Below are 20,140 nucleotides of genomic sequence, written 5' to 3'. Positions count from 1 at the left end.
GGCGAGCGGCACAGCGTTCCTCCTGGCGGTGAAACCGGGGCGGCGAGTGAGATCGTCCGTCGTGCGAGAGCATGCGTCGTGCTGTCCTGCCCGGCGTCGCGCGACCTCCTCGTCGCCCGCCGAATGGTGTCGGCTGACACCACTCTGCGTGATCATGCCCTACCGGCGCGGCACATTCGCGCACAATCAGGTCGGTCGCTCAGCGGGCTCGGTGCGCTCCGGCGGCGGCGACCACCGCGAAGGTGCGCGGAGCAGCCATACCCGCGTCGGCGAAACGCCGCCGCACCGCCGCCACCACCGCCTCGGTGCCCTCCCGGTCGACGAGCGCGATGGCGCTTCCGCCGAACCCGCCGCCGACCATGCGCCCGCCGTGCGCTCCCGCCGCCACCGCGGCCTCGACCGCCGCGTCGAGTGCCGGGGTGGACACCTCGAAGTCGTCGCGCAGCGAGGTGTGCCCCGCGGTGAGTATCGGCCCGATTCCCCGGGGGTCGACGCCTTCTCGCAATTTCTCGGCAACCGCGAGCACCCTGGCGTTCTCCGTCACCACGTGCCTGGCGCGGCGGCGCAGCACGTCGTCGGCGATCAGGTCGACGTCGGCCGCCGCCACATCGCGCAAAGCGGTGACGCCCAGCGCCTCGGCCGCCGCGGCGCACTGGTCGCGTCGCTCGGCGTAGTGGCCGTCCACGAGTTCGTGCGGCTGCCCGGTATCGATCACCAGCAGTTCGAGTCCGAACGCGGCGAGGTCGAAGGGGATCTGTTCGTGCCCGGTCCCGCGCGGCGCGGCGGTGTCGGCGGCGAATGCCCGCACGTCCAGCAAGAGCGCGTGCCCGGCCGTGCACAGCAGCGCGGCCGACTGGTCGAGCAAGCCGGTCGGCGCGCCGACGTAGTCGTTCTCGGCGGCACGGGCCATGTCGATCAACATCCGGTCGGTCAGGCCGGGCGCGAACAGGTCACGCAGCGCTATGGCCACCGCGCAGGACAGCGCCGCCGAGGACGACAGCCCCGCACCGATCGGCACCGCGCCGTCGAGGTCGAGATCCACGCCGGGAATCCGGTGCCCGCGCCGGGTGAACTCGGCGACCACGCCGAGCGGATAGCGCGCCCACCCGGGCACCACTGCCCGCCGCCGGTCGAGATCGGATACCGCGACGAGCACCGGCTCGCCGGGCCGCTGCCGCGAGCCCACCCGCACCAACCCGTCGGTGCGCGCCGCCGCCGCGCACCGCACCACCAGCGGCAACGCGATCGGCAGGACGTAACCGTCGTTGTAGTCGGTGTGCTCACCGATGATGTTGACCCGCCCCGGCGCCACCCATGTCCGCAAGCTCGTCCCTCGCTGTCCTCGTCGGTCGTGTCAGGGTACGAGACACCCCGCCCGACCGTTGTTCGCGCCGCGCGATCGCGCTCGTGACGCACAGTCGATTCCGACGCAAGACCGGTCTGCGAATTCGGTGGCCGCGTCGGACCGGGAGGGCATCATGATGCACGACGCCCGCGCGGCGATTTCATCGCACGGCCGGTGCCGCGTCCCGAGGAGTTTCGCGCCGAGATGGCGGACCCGCGCGTGCAGGAGTACGTGGCGCGCACGGTTTCACTCTTGTTGCGCCAACTGCCCGCGAGGGGGCGGCATTCCATGCCATGATCAAATCAGTTGTCCAGGGCATTGGTTGCCGAGCGCGCTGCGGTCGGTTGGGACATCTGCTCGTACAACAACACTCGGTTCCCGTTCGCCGACAGCATCCGGGCAGTGCTCGACGAACAGGCGAACGTCGAAGTCGCGGTGGAGGATTCCCAGATCTAGTACGCGGCCCGGTGCACCGGGGATGGAGCGACCAAGGGGGGCTGATGACACCCAGTGAACAGCCACAGCCCGGCTGTCGGCGCGGGATCGGATCGGGCTGGTACGCGGTGCTTCTCGGGGGAGGCGCGGCCGCGATCGCGGTCCACCTGACGCTCGACTCGCAGGTGGTGGCGTTCGCCACGATGGCCGTCATCGTCGGCGAGACCCTCGCCATGATCGCCGTCGGCGTGCACATCCACCGGCCCGCGCACCCGTTGCCGTGGTATCTGCTGTCCGGCTCGGCGGTGCTGTTCGCCACCGGCACCACGCTGCGTGACATCGGCGACCATGCGCTGCATCCGCTCGACGACGCGTTCACCCTGCTCGGTTATCTCGGTGTGGGGCTCGCCGCGCTCATCTGGTTCTGGCCGCGCCACGTGCACGGCAACTACGACCTGCTGCTGGACTCCGCCCTCATCGGGCTCGGCGCGCTGCTGGCTTCCTGGACCTTCCTCATCTCCCCGATTCTCCAGTCCACCGAGACCGGGCTCGACGCGGTGGTAGCGGCGACCTACCCGGTGCTCGACGCACTGCTGCTCACGTTGGTGGCGCACTCGATGGCCACCTCCACGCGCGCGGAGACCTCGCTGTGGCTGTTGCACGCCGGGCTGATCGCGGTGCTGCTCGGCGACCTGGGCTACAGCCTGGAGACCGCGGGCGCGACCGCGTTCGGGCGCGAGGTGCTGCTTGCTCCCCTGCTCGCCGCCTACGCCACCGTGGGCGTCGCGGCGCTGCACCCGACCATGGCCGCGCTCGGCATGCCGCGGCGCATCCACCCGCACCACTCCCGACAGCGCGCCAGCCTCATCGCGATCGCGCTGATCGTGGCCTCGCTGGTGCCGGTGGTCGGGTCCAGCCTGCGCCCGCTCGACCGCGTGGTGGTGTCGTCGCTGTTCGCACTGTTGCTGATCGGGATGCTGGTGCGCAGCGAGCGCGCGATCGTGCGCAGTGCCCGCAGCGAGCGGCGCGCGCAGTACCAGGCCGACCACGACATGCTCACCGGATTGCTGAACCGCGCCGCGCTGCTGCGCGCGCTGCGGCAGCGCGGCGAACAATGGGCCGAGCGACCGATCTGCCTGCTGTTCATCGACCTCGACGGCTTCAAGCGGGTCAACGACAGCTACGGCCACGCCGTCGGCGATGAGCTGATCGCGACGGCGGCGAGCCGGATCCGGCGGGTGGTGCGCCAGGAAGACGTGGTGACCCGCTACGGCGGCGACGAGTTCGTCGTGCTCGCCCCGCTCGCCCGGCCGGAGGCCGCGGTGCTGGCCGAACGGCTGCTCGGCGCGTTCGTCCGGCCGTTCGGGCTGAGCGCGGGCGAGATCCCGATCACCGCGAGTGTCGGCGTGGCGTGCGTGGGTCCGCGCAGCTCGAACACCGATGCGCACAGCCTGTTGCGGGACGCGGACGCGGCCATGTACCACGCGAAGCAGTACTCGCTCGGCTACGCGTTCCACGACGACGTGCGGCGCGAGACTCCCGGCGCCGAACGCCGGATCTGGCGCGCGGCCGCCCGATCCGCCAGTCCCGCGGTGTGACTCAGTCGCTCAGCTCGTCCAGCAGGCGCTTGGCCTCCTCGAGCTCGGCCTGTAACTGCTGCACCTTGGCCTCCTGCACACCGCGCAACGCGTCCAGGACCCCGGCGACCACCTCGGCCACCTCCGGATGCAGGATCTTCGCCGCCTGCGCCACGGTGGATCCGGCCACCGGAAGGCCGCGCAGGGTGCGCTTCTTACCGCTGACCACGTCGATCGACCACTCGCCGTCGGCGGTGCCGGTGAGCGTCACGGTGACCTCGGGCGCCTTGGTCTTGCGGGCGGGCGCTTTGGCGGGCTTCGGCGCCGTCGCCGTCGCGGCTTGCTTGCCCGCGCTCTCGGCACGGCTCGCGGCCGCGGGGGTCTCCGCGGGCTTCGGGCCTGCCGACGGCTGGGGTGCGCTCGCCTGCGCGGGCTGAGTCGCGGTGCTCGTCGTGGTCGACGATTGGGTCACAGGGTTTTCCTTCCTAGGTGTCGACTTCGGCTGGGCGGTGGCGCCCGCCGCCCCTCGCGGCGGCTTGGTCAAGGTCACCTCGATGGGAGAGAAGGACAGTACATCCTTCGATCCGGTCGGGCGGACCTGCAGGAAGTCACCGTCGGCAGGGTCGCCGAGGGCGATCACCTTGCCCGAGCGCCCCTCCGGAACGCCGACCGCGGCGGCGGTGAACCACACCATGGGCGGGCGGCCACCGGCGATGTCCGTGGCGATCTGCTGAATCTCGCTGTCCGACAATGGTTGCGGCTTGGTTCGTGGGGAGGGCATGGTGACTCCGAGCGATTTCGTGGTTGGCTGCGTGCACAGATGATGCCCCACGCCGCCGACAGATTCGCGGGCCACCGTCGGATCGAGGCCGCGGATAGTCCGATCCGAGCAACCAGCGAATATCTGGCAACAGATTTCGGGCTGCGCGAGCGGCGACTCGGCAGTCGACTCCGGTACCCCATGCGCGACATGATCCGCTCCGGCGAATCGGTATGCAGCACCGGTGATCAGGCGCCGCTCCCCTCGAACAGGCAACGGGGGACATCAGCGATGCGCGGCATACGACGATGCTCGCGGCAGCGCCACCGCACACCGAATTCCCCGCGGCGCGGTCAGCTCGACGCCGTCGGTGGGCGCAGCGCGGGGAACCAGATGTCGGTGAGCACCTCGACGGCTCGGTCCGCCGAAACGTCGATGGTGCCCTGCATCGCCCAGCGGGTGAAGAATCGTTCCAGTTGCGCGACAAGCAATTCCACCCGCAACCTCGCTTCGTCGCGCCGATCGGCGGGCCACGCGGCGAGATAGGCGGTCATCGCGTTGGGCAGCGCGAGAATGCCGTTGCGGGCGATTTCGCGGAACTCCGGCTCCAGTGCGGTCGCCTCGTCCCAGGCGGGCAGCATGTCCTTGTACTCGTGGAACCACTCGATCGCGCGGGTCATCCAGCCGGCGAACTCGGCGCGCGAACCGGTCTCGAGCACCCGGTCGAGGTCCTGGTAGAAGTGCAGCGCGGTGGGCGCGGTGCCCTGCTCGGCGATCGCGCGCAGGATCTCCAGCTTGCCCGCGAAGTGCAGGTAGAACGTGGCGCGGCTGCAACCGACCGCGGCGGCGATCTCGTCCACCCGCACGGCCGCGTAGCCGCGGGTGGCGAACAGCTCCTTGGCGGCCTCCAGCAGGCGAGCCCTGGTCTGCTGTTTCTGCTCCTCCCGCAGGTTCGTGTTCGCGTTCGTCCGCATGGTGAACCGGTACCTCGTCTCCGTAAAGCCGGGCTGACGTGCTGCTTCCGCTGACCGAGTCTACGCACGGACGGTCTTGATAGACAGTGCGTCATTCACTGGACGCAATGTCTAGCGAGTGTTATTTTGTTGCCTACGTCACTCCGGCGCCACCCGCGCCGGATTGTTCGGCCGTCATCGACGACGGCCCCCCAGCACGAGGACAGTGAATGACGTCAACCGCACTCCCCCGCGTCTGCGTGATCGGGGCGGGCCCCTCCGGGATCACCGCCGCCAAACGGCTGAACGACCACGGCATCCCCTTCGACTGCTACGAGGCGTCCGACGAAGTCGGGGGCAACTGGTACTTCAAGAACCCCAACGGCATGTCGGCCTGCTATCAGAGCCTGCACATCGACACGTCGAAGTTCCGCTTGGCCTTCGAGGACTATCCGGCGCCCGACGAGTGGCCGGACTTCCCGCATCATTCGCAGCTGTTCCAGTACTTCCGCGACTACGTCGACCATTTCGGCATCCGCGACCGGATCGTGTTCGGCACCAAGGTGACCGCCGCCGAGCGCGGGGCGGACGGTCGCTGGCTGATCACGACGAGCGACGGGCACACCGAGGACTACGACGCGCTCGTCGTCTGCAACGGGCACCATTGGGATCCGCGCTTGCCGGACTACCCGGGAGAATTCGACGGCACGCTGCTGCACAGCCACGCCTACAACGACCCGTTCGACCCCGTCGACATGCGTGGCAAACGGGTCGTGGTGGTCGGCATGGGCAATTCGGGACTGGATATCGCCTCCGAGCTGTCGCAGCGATTCATCGCCGCGAAGCTCTACGTCTCCGCCCGGCGCGGGGTCTGGGTGCTGCCGAAGTACGTCAACGGCAAGGTCGGCGACAAGCGCTCGATGCCACGATGGATGCCGCCGAAGCTCGGTCTCAAGCTCAAGCAGCGATTCGTCCGGAAGTTCCGCGGCAATATGCGGGACTACGGCCTGCCCGAGCCGGACCATCTGCCGTTCGAGGCCCATCCCTCCGCGAGCGAGGAATTCCTGCACCGCGCCGGCTGCGGCGACATCGCCTTCAAGCCCGCGATCACCGCGCTGGAAGGCTCGCGGGTGCGCTTCGCCGACGGCAGCGTCGAAGAGGTGGACGTGATCGTCTGCGCCACCGGTTACCGCATCTCCTTCCCGTTCTTCTCCGACCCCGAGCTGCTGCCCGACCGCGACAACCGTTTCCCGCTGTTCAAGCAGATGATCAAGCCCGGCATCGACAATCTGTTCTTCCTCGGGCTGGCCCAGCCGCTGCCCACGCTGGTGAACTTCGCCGAGCAGCAGAGCAAGCTGGTCGCCGCCTACCTCACCGGCCGCTATCACCTGCCGTCGGCGGAGGAGATGCGAGCGGCCATCCGGTCCGCGGAATCGGCCAGGACGGGCCGCTACTACGACTCGCCCCGGCACACCATCCAGATCGAATTCGAACCTTACGTGCGGGACTTGCGGCGGGAACTCGCGCGCGGCGCGAAACGCGCCACCGCCGCGGGAAACGCGTTGCCGGTGCGGGCCTGGGCACTCGAACAGGTGTGAGGCGGCGATGACCACTACCGCGGGAACTGCCACATCGGGCTTCTGCGCCGAGCGATTCGCGCAGGTCCGAACGGAACTGGAGACCCGGCTCGCTTCCGGTGACGAACTCGGCGCCTCGATCTGCGTCAGCGTCGACGGCGAACCGGTCGTCGACCTCTGGGGCGGGTACCGCGACCCCGGACGCACCGCGCCGTGGACCGAGGACACCTTGGTCAACGTCTTCTCCCTCACCAAGACCATGACGGCGCTGTGCGCCCTGCTGCTGGTCGAGCGCGGCGAGCTGGACGTGTACGCGAAGGTGGCCGAGCACTGGCCGGAGTTCGCGGCGAACGGCAAGGGCGACATCGAGATTCGTCATCTGCTGGCACACACCTCTGGCGTCTCGGGATGGCAGCCGCCGATCGAACTCGCCGACATCTACGACGCGGAAGCGTCCGCCGCCCGCCTGGCGAGCCAACCGCCGTGGTGGGAGCCGGGCACCGCCTCGGGGTACCACGCGCTCGCCTACGGCCACCTGATCGGCGCGGTGATCCGCCGCGTCACCGGACGCTCGCTGGGCGAGTTCTTCGCCGCGGAACTAGCCGGGCCGCTGGGCGCGGACTTCCACATCGGCACCGCACCGGAGCACCACGGGCGGATCGCCACCTTGGTCCCGCCCACCATGCCGGAGTTCGACATGGCTGCGCTCGATCAGGACAGCGTGCTGGTCAAGACGCTCACCAGCCCGCTGCTCGACATCGCCGAGACCGCGAGCGCGGCATGGCGGCAAGCCGAGATCGGCGCGGTGAACGGTCACGGCAACGCGCGTTCGGTAGCGCGGGTGCAATCACTGGTCTCCTGCGGCGGCGAACTCGGCGGACGGCGGCTGCTGTCGGAGGACACGATCGAGCTGATCTTCCGGCAGCAGTCCGACGGAGTGGATCTCGCGCTCGCGACGCCGCTGCGGTTCGGCATCGGCTACGGTCTGCCGCAGCGGCAGACCGCCCCGGAGGTGCCCGAGGGCCGGGTGTGCTGGTGGGCCGGGTACGGAGGCGCGATGGTGGTCAACGACCTCGAGCACCGCACCACGTTCGCCTACACCATGAACCGGATGGCGCCGGGCCTGATCGGCTCCGAGCGTGCCGACGCCTATCTGCGCGCGACGTTCGCGGCGGTACGCGGATGATGCGGGCATTGCAGCTCACCGACCCCGGCGTGCTGGAACTGCGCGAGGTGCCGATTCCGGAGATCGGTCCCACCGATCTACTGCTGCGCGTGGGCGCGGCCGGCATCTGCCATTCGGACCTGCACGTGCTGCACCTCCCGTTCCGGATGCGCGAGGAGCCGTTGACCCTGGGCCACGAGATCGCGGGCACCATCGAGGCCGTCGGCGACGGGGTGGACGGCCGCGGGACCGGCGAGCGCGGCATCGTGTACCTGTGCTGGTCGTGCGGGGTCTGCCGGGAGTGCGTGAGCGGCAACGAGAACGTCTGCCGCGCCGCGGGCCGCACCGCCATGCCGCCGTGCCCCGGTCTCGGGCCGGACGGCGGGATGGCCGACTACATCCGGGTGCCCGCGAGTTCCTTCGTGCCGATCGGCGACCTCGATTTCGCCCAGGCCGCGCCGCTGGCCGACGCCGCGCTGTCGAGTTATCACGCCATCCGCGGCGCTCGCGAGCACCTCGGCCCCGGGTCGGTGGCAGTGGTCATCGGGATCGGCGGGCTCGGTCACGTCGCGGTGCAGATCCTCGCCGCGACCACGGCGGCCCGGGTGCTGGCCGTGGACGTGAGCGCCGACAAACTCGAACTCGCCGCGCGCTGCGGAGCGGCGGAGGGATTCGTCGCGGGCGACGACACCGCCGCAGAGATCCTCGCCCGGACCGCAGGCCGCGGCGCCGACGCGGTGTTCGACTTCGTCGGCGTCCAGACCACCGCACGGCTCGCGGTGGAGTCGGTGGCGCCCAACGGGGCATACCGCATGATCGGCCTCGGCGGCGGCGCGCCGGAGATCACCGCGGCGCCGGCCGACGGCACCGGTTGGCCGTGGGGAGCGTCGGTACGGAAGACCTACGGCGGCACCAGATCCGACTTGATCGACTCCGTGGCACTGGCCACGTCGGGCAAGCTACGCGTCGAGGTGGAGCGCTATCCCCTGGCCGAGGGGCGCGCTGCCCTGGACCGGCTGGAACGCGGCCTGGTCACCGGCCGAGCGGTCCTGATCCCCGAGCCGTGACTCATCGACCCACTAGGAAGTACCCGATATGACAAAGCCCTTGGACCAGCAGGCGTTCGTGGCGGAAGCAGCGGGCCGGCTCACCGGACCCGGCGGTCGATTCGAGATGGTGGTCGAGGATGTGCTCGGCGCACCGATGCCGGTGCTACGCCACCGCAAGTCCTCGCTACGCGAGGTACTCCTCGCCGCGTCGGCGCACGGCGACCAGGACTACCTGGTCACGGCGGACCGCCGGATATCGTTCACCGAGCACGCCGCCGCGGTCGCGGCACTGGCCACGGCCCTGCGCGACCGATTCGGCGTCGGAAAGGGCGACCGCGTCGGCATTCTCGCCGCGAACACACCCGAGTGGGTCATCACCTTCTGGGCGGCCCAGGCGCTCGGCGCGATCGCGGTGGGTTACAACGCGTGGTGGGCGCCGCGCGAGATCGCCTACGGCGTCGAGCACACCAGCCCCACCGTGCTCGTCGTCGACGCGAAGCGCGCCGCGACGGTGGCGGAACTGGACATCAGGATCCCCCTGCTCACCATGGAGCACGACGTACCAGCGCTCATCGCCGCACACCGGACCGACGAATTGCCGCACGCCGATATCGACGAAGACGACCCCGCGGTGATCCTCTACACCAGCGGCACCAGCGGACGCCCCAAGGGGGCGGTGCACTCGCACCGGAACCTGGTGGCTGTCACCGATTACCACCTCTTCAACGACGCGCTGGCCGCCGCGCTCACCGGCGCGACCGAGCTGCCCAGCGGGCGACGCTTCCTGCTCACCTCGCCGCTGTTCCACATCGCCAGCCTGCACAACCTGGTGGTCCCCCGGCTGGTCACCGGCGACGCGGCGGTGATCCACCGAGGGTCGTTCGACGCCGACCGGGTGCTGCGACTGATCGAGACCGAACGGGTCACCAACTGGGGCGCCATGCCGACCATGGCCACCAGGATGCTGGAGCTCGACCTGTCCGGCTACGACCTGTCCTCGCTGGCCTCGTTCTCACTGAACTCGGCGCCGTCGTCGGCCGCGCTGCAACAGAAGCTGCGCGATCAATTGCCCGTCGCCCGCAACGCGCTGGTGACCAGCTACGGGCTCACCGAATGCAGCACCGCCGCGACGCTGGCGAGTCCGGCCGAGCTGGCGGCGTTCCCGGACACCGTGGGACGACCGGTCGTCGGGGTCACGCTGGAGATCCGGGACAGCGCGGGCAACGCCGTCCCCGACGGCGCGGAAGGCGAGATCTGGGTGCGCAGCCCCTACGTGATGCTGGGGTACTGGCAGGACGAGACGGCGACCGCGGCGGCGATCACCGCGGATCGCTGGTTGCGTACCGGCGATATCGGGATCCTGGAGGACGGCAGACTGCGGTTGTCCGGGCGCCGTTCGGATCTCATCCTGCGCGGCGGGGAGAACGTCTATCCCACCGAGATCGAGCAGTGCCTCGATGAGCATCCCGCGGTGCGCGAATGCGCGGTCATCGGCGTGCCCGACGCCGACCTCGGTCAGCAGGTCGCCGCGTTGGTCGTGGTCGACAACAGCACGGCCATCAGCGAAGACGAGCTGCGCGCGTTCACCGCCGAGCGGCTCGCCTACTACAAGGTGCCCGCCCGCTGGCGGCTCACCACCACCGCACTCCCCCGCAATGCGACCGGCAAGGTCGTACGCGCCCAACTCGAGGTGTGAATCCATGTACGACACCATCATCGCGAACGGCCGCTGGTTCGACGGCACCGGCGCGCCCTCGGCGATCAGGCACCTCGGCATCCACGACGGGCGGATCGCGACCATCTCGGCCGAGCCGATCGACGACCCGGCCTGTCCGAACGTCGTGGACGCCACCGGGAAGTGGGTGATCCCGGGGATGCTCGACATCCACACCCATTACGACGTGGAGGTGCTCCAGCATCCGGCGCTGACCGAATCGCTGCGGCACGGCATCACCACGGTGCTGTTGGGCTCGTGTTCGTTGTCGACCGTGCACGTCGACGCCTCCGACGCGGGCGACTTGTTCGCCCGGGTCGAGGCGATTCCGCGCAAGCACGTCGTCGCGGCGGTGGACGAGCACAAGACCTGGCGCTCGGCGCACGAGTACGCGGCCGCCCTGGACCGGCTGCCCTTGGGACCGAATGTCGCCGCGTTCATCGGGCATTCGGATATTCGCGCCGCCGAACTCGGTCTGGAGCGCGCCACCCGCAAGGACGTCCGGCCCGATGCCGCCGAACTGGCCGGGATGGAGGCGAAACTGACCGAGGCGCTGGACGCGGGATTCGTCGGCATGTCCTCTCAGCAGTTGTTGTTCGACAAACTCGACGGCGAGGTGTGCCGATCGCGCACGCTGCCCTCCACCTACGCGACGCTGCGGGAACGGCACCGGCTCAACACCGTGCTGCGACGGCGCGGCGGGGCGTTGCAGGGCGGGCCGGACGTGTCCCGGCCGCACAGCCTGATCACCATGGCGGCCAGCAGTCTCGGCCTGTTCCGCAGGCCGCTGAAGGTCAGCCTGCTCTCGGCCGCCGACATCAAGGCGATTCCCGCTGTCGTGCACCTGTTTCCACTGATCGCGCGGGTGTTGAACAAGCTGGGCGGCAATTTCCGCTGGCAGCACCTTCCGGTGCCCTTCGAGGTCTACGCCGACGGCATCGACCTGGTGGTGTTCGAGGAGTTCGGCTCCGGCGCCGAAGCGCTGCACTTGGCCGATCAGGTGGACGAACGACGGGAACTGCTGCGCGACGAGAACTATCGGCGCCGCTTCCGCGCGGACTACGACAAGAAGTTCGGTCCACGTGTATGGCACCGCGACTTCTTCGACGCGCAGATCGTCGAATGCCCCGACCCCACCGTGATCGGCAAGACCTTCGGCCAGGTGGGCTCCGAGCGCGGCGGCGTGCATCCGGTGGACGCGTTCCTCGACCTCGTGGTGGAGCACGGCAGCAAGGTGCGCTGGCGCACGACGATCTCCAATCATCGACCGGAGGTGCTCGATCGGCTCGCCGCCGACCCGGGCGTGCAACTGGGCTTCTCCGATGCGGGGGCGCATCTGCGCAACATGGCGTTCTACAACTTCGGGCTCCGCTTCCTGCGCCGCGTGCGTGACGCCGCGGACGCCGGTCGCCCGTTCCTGTCGGTGGAACAGGCGGTGCACCGGCTCACCGGCGAACTCGCGGACTGGTACGGCTTGGACGCCGGGCACCTGAGGGCGGGCGACCGAGCCGACGTCGTCGTCCTCGATCCGGCCCACCTGGACGATTCGCTCGACGCTTACCAGGAATCGCCGATCGCCCCGTTCGACAACCTGCCGCGCATGGTGAACCGCAACGACGACACGGTCACCGCGGTGTTCGTCGGAGGCGTGCGGGTCTTCGGTGACGGCGCTCCCGCTGAGGTCCTCGGCACCCGCCGGACCGGCCGGTTCCTGCGCGCGACGACCGCCGTCCGGTGATCGGAACGCCCCTGCGCGGCCGTGCCCGCCGGTAAAATCGCGAGGACCGGCGGCTCGGTCGCCGGTCGTTCGTAGGGAGTCGGCGTGGACGTTTTCGAGCATCGGGGCAGGGCCGTCGTCTACGACCGCGTGGGCAGCGGGTCTCCGATCGTGTTCCTGCACAACGCGGGAACGCAACGCCGGATCTGGGACGACCAGGTCGCCGCCCTGCGCGACGAGCACGAGGTCTTCGCGCTCGATCTGCCCGGCTACGGGCAATCCGACCAGCCCGCCACGGGCTACCGCCTCACCGATTACGTCGACATGCTCGCGGCGTTCCTGGACGCCCACCGGCGCACCGACGTGGTGCTGATCGGCAACTGCCTCGGCAGCGCCACCTCGCTGCGCTACACCATGGGTCATCCTGAGCGGGTGCGCGCGCTCGTGCTGATGAATCCGCTCACCCTGGACACCGTCAGTTCGGGACAATCGGCCGGCCTGGCTCGTCTCGACGCGCGGCTGCCGCTGGCGCCGCTGGCCCGCCGGATCAGGCTGCCGGACCCGGTGGTCTCGCTGATCGTCGGAAATCAGCTCGGCCCCCGCGGCCGAGGCCGCAATATCCGGCACGAGCCGCGCGTGCGGGCGCATTGGACGGATCGGGGCAGGCTGCTGGCCCTGCACGGCTTGGTCCAGGATTTCCCGTCCTACCGCGCGCTGGACACGTTCGATCCGCCTGCCGGCTTCCCGCCGATCTGCACGATCTGGGGGCGGCGCAATCGCATTCTGTCGGCGAAGGCGGGCGGGCGGCTCAACCACAGGCTGCGCCCGCACACGGCGGTGGAGCTACCCGACTGTGGTCATCTCCCGATGGTGGAGGCCCCGGAGCAGGTGACTGCGATCATCACCGGCTTCCTCGCCGATATCGTCGCGCGGGAGCGGGCGGGCGAGCGCTGAGCCGCGCTCAGAGCGGAGCCGCGGTCGGGCAGAGTTCGGCGAAACTGTCCGAGTGCACGCCGCATCCGGCGCATTCGAACACCATGCCGATATCCAGCATCCAATGGATGCGGGTATGGCAGGTCTCGCAGAGGAAATCCACACCCGCCGGGTGGCAGCAGGACCGTTTACGGATGAACCACTCGGCGCGATGACGACACGGGACGGAGTCGAAGCGGAACGTGCACCTCGGTGCAGCGGGCAACTCGGCGACGACGGCTTCGAAAGCCGTTGTGGCCGTGTAGGTGTTCACAGCGGATACCTTCCAGCGGAGCAGGGCGGGAGGCGGGAGCGTGAGCCGCGACGCCTTTCCCCCTGAATCGATCTCTCTCGATTAGCTGTTACCCGGATGAGGCGGCCTTCACACGGCGGCGCACCGGCTTGTTTGGTGACGGGGCGGGCGGGAATCCGATTCGTGACTACATCAAGGGAAGGGGTTCTGTCATGTTGTTGCGCCGACTCGCCCGGCCGCTACTGGCCACCGCGTTCGTAGTAGACGGGGTCGATACGCTGCGGCGCCCGGATGAGCGGGTCAAGGCCGCGAACGCACTGCTCGAACGGGGGCACCGGCAGCTGCCCGAAGAGATTGCCACAAAATTGCCGTCCAATCCGACGACGGTCGTCCAGGTCAACGCCCTCGCCCAAGTGAGTGGCGGCGTGCTGCTGGCGCTGGGCAAGGCGCCACGACTGGCCGCCCTGGTGCTCGCGGCGACCGTCGTGCCCGCGGCCGTCACCGAGCAGGATTTCTGGAACGAGCAGGATCCGGCTCGTAAATCGGCGAAGCGGACCGCGTTCCTCAAGGACCTCGGCCTCCTCGGCGGGCTGATGATCACCGCGGCCGACACCGAGGGCAAGCCGTCGCTGGGCTGGCGCGGCCGCCGGGCCGCCCGCGACGCCGCCGCCGCGGTCACCGCCGCACTGCCGTTCGGCGCTACCTCCGAGACCGCCACCGGCGCGGCATTGCGCAAGCACGCGCAAGAGGCCGCGGAACGGGCGCGTGCGCTCGGAGCGGTGGCGGCGAGCAAGGGCGCGGAACTCGCCGAGACGGCTCAGCGTCACGGCCCGGGATGGGCGGAGGCGGCCAAGGAACACGGCAGTGAGCTGGCCGGTACCGCCAAGGAACACGGGTCGGAGTGGGCCGAGATCGCTAAAGAGCGGGGCGCCGACTGGGCGGAGGTCGCCAAAGAACGGGGCACCGACTGGGCGGAGGTCGCCAAAGAACGGGGCACCGACTGGGCGGAGGTCGCCAAGGAGCGCGGCGCGGAGTGGGCGGAGATCGCCAAGGAGCGGGGCGCCGAGTTCGCGGAGATCGCCAAGGAACGGAGCGCGCATCTCGCGGATCTGGCCAAGCAGCGCGGGGCCGAATGGGCGGAGGTCGCCAAGGAGCGCGGACCGGAGATCGCCGACGCCGCCCGGGAACGCAGCGCACACACGGCGCAGCTGGCTCGCGAGCGGGGCGCCCGGAAAGCGCAGGCGGCCCGCGAGGCGATCGAGTCGCGGCGCCACTGAGGCTCCGGACGAGCAGGGCGGGTGCCTCGCCTCGGGGCGCACCGCCTGCGCGTCGGCGACCCTTCTCCGGCCGTGGCGGTCAGGCCGTCTCGTCGTAACCGGGCGCGAGGCCGACGAGGGCGGCATCGAGGGAGGACACCCGATGGAATCGGCCGGCCAGGCCGGTGACCTCGATCGCGCGATCCACCGGTCGCACCATGGTGATCAGCACCAGCCTGCGGCGGGACCGCGTGGCTTCGGCCTGCGCTTCGACCAAGACGCTCAGCCCCGCCGCCGCCAGGAAGGTGACCGGTGAGAGGTCGAGCACGAGCGTGGCCGCGGGGTGCAGGCAGGCGCCCGCCAGCTCCGCGCGAAACCGGGGCACGGTCGCGGCATCGATCTCGCCCTCGACCATCAGCAGGATGACGTCGCGGCGCGGGCGGCACACCGAAAAACGAAGCGGATCAGTCCATTCGGCGTGTCGGGACATGCGCTGACTCCTGGCCGGAAGCTGGCACTGCACAGACTTTGCGCTTCCAGTGAAGCATGGTGCGCGAGGTCTGTACAGGAGCGCCACGGCGCGAACTGTGTTCGCGGACTACGCTTTCCGGTCAGGCGCTCGGACCCTAGGACGTACTCGCGCTTCCGCCGCAGGAGATGGTGACGGCCTCGCCGTTGAAGTGGCGGCCGTGCTCGGAGACCAGCAGCAGCACCGCCTCGGCCACCTCGGCGGGCTGAATCAGATCGCCGTTGGGCGGGCCGGATTCGATGATCGCCATCCAGTCCTCCTTGGTGGGATTCTCCTTGTCCGGCATCATGAGCCGCCAGGTGGCGGGGTTCTGGATCATGTCGGTGTCCACCCCGGACGGCAGCAGGGCGTTCACCGTGATGCCGTACTCCGCCACCTCCAGGGACAGCGACTTCACCAAGCCCAGCACACCCCATTTGCTCGCGGCGTAGTGCGCCGCGTTGCGCACGCCCATCTTCGCCACGATGGACGAGGTGGCCACCACGCGACCCCAGCGACGCTCGATCATGTGCGGCACGACCGCGCGGAAGCTGTGGAACACACCGGTCAGGTTGGTGTCGATCATGTCCTGCCACAACTGCTCGTCCATCTCCGCGACGGGCGAGTTGGAGGCGATGCCCGCGTTGGCGATCAGGATGTCGATGCGGTCGAATTCCTCCAGCGCGCGCTCGGCGACCGTCCGCATCTGTTCCAGGCTGCGCACGTCGGCCCGCACCGCGACGCAGCGGCGGCCGGTGCGCTCGACCAGCGCGGCGGTCTCGGCCAGATCGTCGGGAGTACTCAGCTCGTAGGGAAGGCCGGACAAGGGTGCGGCGATGTCACACACCACGATGTCCGCGCCCGCGTCCGCCAGCGCGAGAGCGTGCGCGCGCCCCTGTCCGCGAGCGCCGCCGGTGATCACAGCCACCCGATCGTCGAGATGCCCCATCACTGGCCCTTCATCGGTCGGTACCTGCTTCGGCCGCCCCCATCGTGTCACGTGTGGACGGCGCGGGCTCCCGATTTTCCGGCAGGCAGGGCCACCGTCGAGCGATTTCCCCCCGATGGGAACGAGCGGCGGGCGCGCCCGCGCGTGGCCACCGGTGCGCGCAGCGCCACGTCCGCGACCTGCGCCGACGGGCCGTTTTGCCGAAATCGCCAGGGACAGTGGAACAATGGGTGTGGTCTCGGCGCCGGAGCGGGCACGGCCACGGCGCGCACGAACCGACCCGACTGCGGCACGGAGACCACATGCAACCTTTCCGACCCGGTCCAGCGACCAACTGGGTGCGATGTACGCTGCGCCCCGGAACGATTTCGCCCGTGCCTACCCATCGTTCCTGGCACGGTCGGCGCATCCACAGTGGTTCCAGGGGGCCCGATGACCGATTGTGAGTACCTTCCCGTGAATCTCGACCGACAGCTCGACACCGAACCGACCGAGCACGACAGCACCCTGGCCGCCCGGCTGACCAGCCCGCGGCTGCGCAGGCTGCTGCACACGGCCATCGGCCTCTCCGAGGATTCCGTCGATCTGCTGACAACCATGACCACGCGCCTGCGTGCTGCCGAGGGCATGATCCTGCGCGACCCGCTCGACGACTGCTGACACTCGGGCGGGCGTGACGGGGCCCGGCGCCCCGCCGCGGCCGCCCGAGGTCGTTGCCGAGCCGGCAACTATATTTGCCGATACGGTCGGTCCGGTGGATGGTGGGACGCATGAGTGCGACACACCACCACCGGGACGGGACCACGCCGACGACGGTCGAGTTCTGGGAGTCCTTCTACCAGGAACGCGACCAGATCTGGTCGGGACGGCCGAACTTCCTGCTGGTGCGGGAGATCGAAGCGGTCGCCCCGGGTACGGCCCTGGACCTGGGCTGCGCCGAGGGCGCCGACGCGATCTGGCTGGCCGAGCGCGGCTGGCGGGTGACGGCGGTGGATGTCTCGGAGACCGCGCTGGCCCGCGCCAGGGCACAAGCGACGCGACAGCAGCTGTCCGGCGAAATCGATTGGCAGCGGCACGATCTCGACCACACCTTCCCGTCCGGGCGCTACGACCTCGTCACGGCGCAGTATCTGCACTCACCGGCGGCCCAGGACGGTGAACGGACGCGAATCCTGCGCCGGGCCGCGGAGGCGGTGACGCCCGGCGGGCTGCTGCTGATCGTCGGGCACGCGCAGTGGCCCAGCTGGGTGCTGGAACCGCCCGCCGACGTGCACTTCCCGACCACCGCCGAGGTACGCGCCGACCTCGCGCTCGACCCGGCCGAATGGCAGGTGGAAGTGGAGGACGTGGTCGAGCGCGAGCACGCGGGCCCGGAGGGGCAGCCGGGCACGCGAAAGGACAACATCCTGCGAATTCGCCGCCGCTGACCCGAGCCGGAAACCCGCTCGGCGCCGTGGGCCCGCACAGCGCACTCCCAGGTTTGCCCCAGGTTGCGGGCAGGCAGCCTTCCTAGCCTTCGAAGTGAGGTTCACACGGAAGGAAGGCGAAGATCATGGCGTCGATTACGAGCGTCCCGCCGGGCGTGGAGGCCGTCGCGAGACCCGTCGGCGCCCATCGCGCCTCCACCCACGAGCGATCATGGACGGATCGCGCGTTCTTCGGGCCCGCGACCCAACCGCGGTGGGCGCGCCCGGCATTGTTCGCGCTGCTGATCGCGACCGCGGTGCTGTATTTCTGGAATCTGACGGTCTCCGGATGGGCGAACGAGTATTACGCCGCCGCGGCTCAGGCGGGGACGCAGAGCTGGAAGGCGCTGCTGTTCGGCGCGCACGACGCGGGAAACGCGATCACGGTGGACAAGCCGCCCGCGTCGCTGTGGGTGATGGGGCTGTCGGGGCGGTTGTTCGGATTCGGCTCGTGGTCGCTGCTGGCGCCCCAGGCCTTGATGGGCGTCGGCTCGGTGGCTCTGCTGTACGGCGCGGTGCGACGGTGGAGCGGCCCCGGCGCGGGCCTGCTGGCCGGTGCGGTGTTGACGGCCACTCCGGTGGCCGCGTTGATGTTCCGCTTCGACAACCCGGACGCCCTGCTGACGTTGCTGCTGGTCGCGGCGGCCTACTGCACGGTGCGGGCGATCGACTCGCACGGACTGCGCTGGCGTTCGGCGAGTACCGGCTGGCTCGCCCTGGCCGGTGCGGTCATCGGTTTCGCGTTCCTGACCAAGATGATGCAGGCGTTCCTGGTCCTGCCGGCGCTGGGATCGGTGTTCCTGGTCGCCGCGGCGGGAGGCTTCTGGTCCCGGATCGTCAAATTGATCACCGCGTGCGCGGCCATGGTGGTCGCGGGCGGATGGTATGTGCTGCTGGTCGAGCTGTGGCCCGCGGATTCGCGCCCCTACATCGGCGGGTCGACCGACAACAGCCTGTGGGAGCTGGCGCTCGGCTACAACGGGATGGGCCGACTGCTGGGCGGCAGCGGCAATCCGAGCGGGGGCTCGGGTGGCCCCGGAGGCGGCGGCATGGGCGGCGCGTTCGGCGGCGACACCGGATTGGCCCGGCTGTTCAGCGGCAGCATGGGCACCGAGGTGTCCTGGCTGCTCCCCGCGGCGCTGATCGGCCTGGTCGCCGGACTGTGGCTGAGCCGCCGCGCACCGCGCACCGATCGGTTGCGGGCGGCGATGATCCTCTGGGGCGGGTGGCTGCTCGGCACCGGCCTGGTATTCAGCTACATGAGCGGCATCATCCACCCGTATTACACGGTGGCCTTGGCCCCGGGCATCGCCGGTGTCGCCGGAATCGCTGTGACGCAATTGTGGCGGCGGCGCGGGCACGTGGCGGCCAGGATGACGTTGGCGCTGCTGTCGGCGGTCACCGGCGTCTGGGCCTTCGTCCTGCTGGACCGCACGCCGGACTGGTTGCCCTGGCTGCGCTGGACGGTGCTGGTCTCGACCGCGCTCGCGGCGATGGGCCTGCTGGTAGCCGCGCACCGGTCGCGCGGGATCGCCGTGACGATCGCGGCGGCCGCGTTGCTCGGCGGGTTCGCCGGATCCACGGCCTACGCGGTCGAGACGGTCACGCACGCGCACAGCGGCGGCATCCCCACCTCCGGGCCCGCGCAGGCGGGTTCGATGGGCGGGCCCGGCGGAGACGCGGGAGCGGATGGTCCGCCTGCCGACGGCCGCACCGGCGCGACGGGCGGCACCGATCTGCCGACCGGAGACGCGGCTCCCAGCGGCAGCGAGCTGCCGACCGGAGACATGCCCGCCGCCGACGGCGGACGGTCGACCGGCGGCGCGACTCCCGCGAGCGGCGCGGACGGGCCGGGCGGAAACGCGGGCAACGCGGAGCTGGACGCCCTGCTGGAGAACACCGACAGCCGGTGGTCGGCGGCCAGCATCGGCTCCGGTACCGCGTCGAGCCTGGAATTGCGCACCGGCACGTCGGTGATCGCGATCGGCGGCTTCGGCGGTGGCGACGACGCGCCGACGTTGGCGCAGTTCCAGCAGTACGTGGCCGATGGCGAGGTGCACTACTTCGTCGCGCAGGGCCAGGGCATGCGCCCCGGCTCGAGCGCGGAGAAGTCGGCGGCGGACCAGATCACCGAGTGGGTGAAAGCGCACTTCACCGCGAAGACGGTCGGCAACATCACCGTCTACGACCTGACCGCACCCACCGGCAGCTGATCGCCCGGATCCCGACCGCAGGAGTATCGCCCCACCGCAGGGTGCGGCGATACTCCTGCCGCATGTCCGGCGGCAGGGCCTCTAGACCGCCGCCGACGGCCCTTCGAGTTCGCCCGGCATCGGAAACCGCCGGAGACGGACGCCGCAGATCACCCCGGCGAGGGCGCGCCGAGGCGTATAGCGAGCCCGCCACCTGATCAGCTCGCCGGTCCGACGATCGACACGAACCAT

General features: G+C 70.1%; 18 protein-coding genes. 12 read left to right on the top strand and 6 right to left on the bottom strand.

The features are described from left to right. Positions 1 to 199: 199 nt before the first annotated feature. Entirely contained in the window at positions 200 to 1,324 is a 1,125-nt protein-coding gene (gene galK, locus ACZ6DL_RS00585) for a galactokinase (protein WP_466048032.1), read from the bottom strand. A gap of 327 nt (positions 1,325 to 1,651) precedes the next feature. Here galK and ACZ6DL_RS00580 point away from each other — a divergent pair, with 327 nt between their 5' ends. Beyond that, positions 1,652 to 1,801: a hypothetical protein gene (locus ACZ6DL_RS00580; RefSeq protein ID WP_466048030.1), complete on the top strand. Its 150-nt coding sequence runs from the start codon at positions 1,652 to 1,654 to the stop codon at positions 1,799 to 1,801. 44 nt (positions 1,802 to 1,845) lie between these two features. Continuing rightward, positions 1,846 to 3,378: a diguanylate cyclase domain-containing protein gene (locus ACZ6DL_RS00575; protein ID WP_466048028.1), complete on the top strand. Its 1,533-nt coding sequence runs from the start codon at positions 1,846 to 1,848 to the stop codon at positions 3,376 to 3,378. 1 nt (position 3,379) lies between these two features. On the opposite strand, the gene ACZ6DL_RS00570 is transcribed toward ACZ6DL_RS00575, so the two are convergent. Beyond that, the gene (locus ACZ6DL_RS00570) at positions 3,380 to 4,138 is read right to left on the bottom strand and encodes a DUF6319 family protein (protein WP_466048026.1); all 759 of its coding nucleotides are present in this window, start codon (positions 4,136 to 4,138) and stop codon (positions 3,380 to 3,382) included. A gap of 332 nt (positions 4,139 to 4,470) precedes the next feature. Further along, positions 4,471 to 5,091: a TetR/AcrR family transcriptional regulator gene (locus tag ACZ6DL_RS00565; RefSeq protein ID WP_466048024.1), complete on the bottom strand. Its 621-nt coding sequence runs from the start codon at positions 5,089 to 5,091 to the stop codon at positions 4,471 to 4,473. A 209-nt stretch (positions 5,092 to 5,300) separates the two neighbouring features. Between ACZ6DL_RS00565 and ACZ6DL_RS00560 the strand changes: the two genes are divergently transcribed. The 6 genes from ACZ6DL_RS00560 (at position 5,301) to ACZ6DL_RS00535 (ending at position 13,246) form a co-directional block, all read left to right on the top strand. Continuing rightward, on the top strand, positions 5,301 to 6,668 hold the full coding sequence (locus ACZ6DL_RS00560; protein WP_466048022.1) for a flavin-containing monooxygenase: 1,368 nt from the start codon (positions 5,301 to 5,303) through the stop codon (positions 6,666 to 6,668). A gap of 7 nt (positions 6,669 to 6,675) precedes the next feature. Next, positions 6,676 to 7,833, top strand: coding sequence for a serine hydrolase domain-containing protein (locus tag ACZ6DL_RS00555; RefSeq protein WP_466048020.1), 1,158 nt, complete (start codon positions 6,676 to 6,678; stop codon positions 7,831 to 7,833). Continuing rightward, positions 7,833 to 8,879 carry an NAD(P)-dependent alcohol dehydrogenase gene (locus ACZ6DL_RS00550; RefSeq protein ID WP_466049497.1) on the top strand — a complete coding sequence of 349 codons (1,047 nt, stop codon included), beginning with the start codon at positions 7,833 to 7,835 and terminating at the stop codon, positions 8,877 to 8,879. Before ACZ6DL_RS00555 ends, ACZ6DL_RS00550 begins: the two co-directional genes overlap by 1 nt. A 28-nt stretch (positions 8,880 to 8,907) precedes the next feature. Continuing rightward, positions 8,908 to 10,557 carry a steroid-24-oyl-CoA synthetase gene (casG, locus tag ACZ6DL_RS00545; RefSeq protein ID WP_466048019.1) on the top strand — a complete coding sequence of 550 codons (1,650 nt, stop codon included), beginning with the start codon at positions 8,908 to 8,910 and terminating at the stop codon, positions 10,555 to 10,557. Positions 10,558 to 10,561: 4 nt separating this feature from the next. Further along, entirely contained in the window at positions 10,562 to 12,313 is a 1,752-nt protein-coding gene (locus ACZ6DL_RS00540; protein WP_466048017.1) for an N-acyl-D-amino-acid deacylase family protein, read from the top strand. A gap of 84 nt (positions 12,314 to 12,397) precedes the next feature. Continuing rightward, on the top strand, positions 12,398 to 13,246 hold the full coding sequence (locus ACZ6DL_RS00535) for an alpha/beta fold hydrolase (RefSeq protein ID WP_466048015.1): 849 nt from the start codon (positions 12,398 to 12,400) through the stop codon (positions 13,244 to 13,246). Between the two features lie 7 nt (positions 13,247 to 13,253). Here the strand turns inward: ACZ6DL_RS00535 and ACZ6DL_RS00530 are convergent, their stop codons facing one another. Continuing rightward, on the bottom strand, positions 13,254 to 13,538 hold the full coding sequence (locus tag ACZ6DL_RS00530) for a hypothetical protein (RefSeq protein ID WP_157172852.1): 285 nt from the start codon (positions 13,536 to 13,538) through the stop codon (positions 13,254 to 13,256). A gap of 191 nt (positions 13,539 to 13,729) precedes the next feature. Between ACZ6DL_RS00530 and ACZ6DL_RS00525 the strand changes: the two genes are divergently transcribed. After that, positions 13,730 to 14,794 carry a DoxX family protein gene (locus ACZ6DL_RS00525; RefSeq protein WP_466048012.1) on the top strand — a complete coding sequence of 355 codons (1,065 nt, stop codon included), beginning with the start codon at positions 13,730 to 13,732 and terminating at the stop codon, positions 14,792 to 14,794. Between the two features lie 79 nt (positions 14,795 to 14,873). Here ACZ6DL_RS00525 and ACZ6DL_RS00520 read toward each other — a convergent pair whose 3' ends face one another. Beyond that, positions 14,874 to 15,263 carry an STAS domain-containing protein gene (locus ACZ6DL_RS00520; RefSeq protein WP_466048010.1) on the bottom strand — a complete coding sequence of 130 codons (390 nt, stop codon included), beginning with the start codon at positions 15,261 to 15,263 and terminating at the stop codon, positions 14,874 to 14,876. 136 nt (positions 15,264 to 15,399) lie between these two features. Beyond that, positions 15,400 to 16,230 carry a mycofactocin-coupled SDR family oxidoreductase gene (locus tag ACZ6DL_RS00515; RefSeq protein WP_466048008.1) on the bottom strand — a complete coding sequence of 277 codons (831 nt, stop codon included), beginning with the start codon at positions 16,228 to 16,230 and terminating at the stop codon, positions 15,400 to 15,402. Positions 16,231 to 16,662: 432 nt separating this feature from the next. On the opposite strand from ACZ6DL_RS00515, the gene ACZ6DL_RS00510 reads away from it, so the two are divergent. From ACZ6DL_RS00510 to ACZ6DL_RS00500, 3 genes are all read left to right on the top strand, one after another. Further along, on the top strand, positions 16,663 to 16,890 hold the full coding sequence (locus tag ACZ6DL_RS00510) for a hypothetical protein (RefSeq protein ID WP_393227881.1): 228 nt from the start codon (positions 16,663 to 16,665) through the stop codon (positions 16,888 to 16,890). Between the two features lie 110 nt (positions 16,891 to 17,000). Continuing rightward, positions 17,001 to 17,657: a class I SAM-dependent methyltransferase gene (locus tag ACZ6DL_RS00505; RefSeq protein ID WP_466048006.1), complete on the top strand. Its 657-nt coding sequence runs from the start codon at positions 17,001 to 17,003 to the stop codon at positions 17,655 to 17,657. 125 nt (positions 17,658 to 17,782) lie between these two features. Next, the gene (locus tag ACZ6DL_RS00500) at positions 17,783 to 19,909 is read left to right on the top strand and encodes an ArnT family glycosyltransferase (protein WP_466048004.1); all 2,127 of its coding nucleotides are present in this window, start codon (positions 17,783 to 17,785) and stop codon (positions 19,907 to 19,909) included. The last annotated feature ends 231 nt before the right edge of the window (positions 19,910 to 20,140 follow it).

The organism is Nocardia sp. NPDC041819, from assembly GCF_055590505.1.
This window is presented reverse-complemented; position numbering and strand designations above follow the sequence as displayed.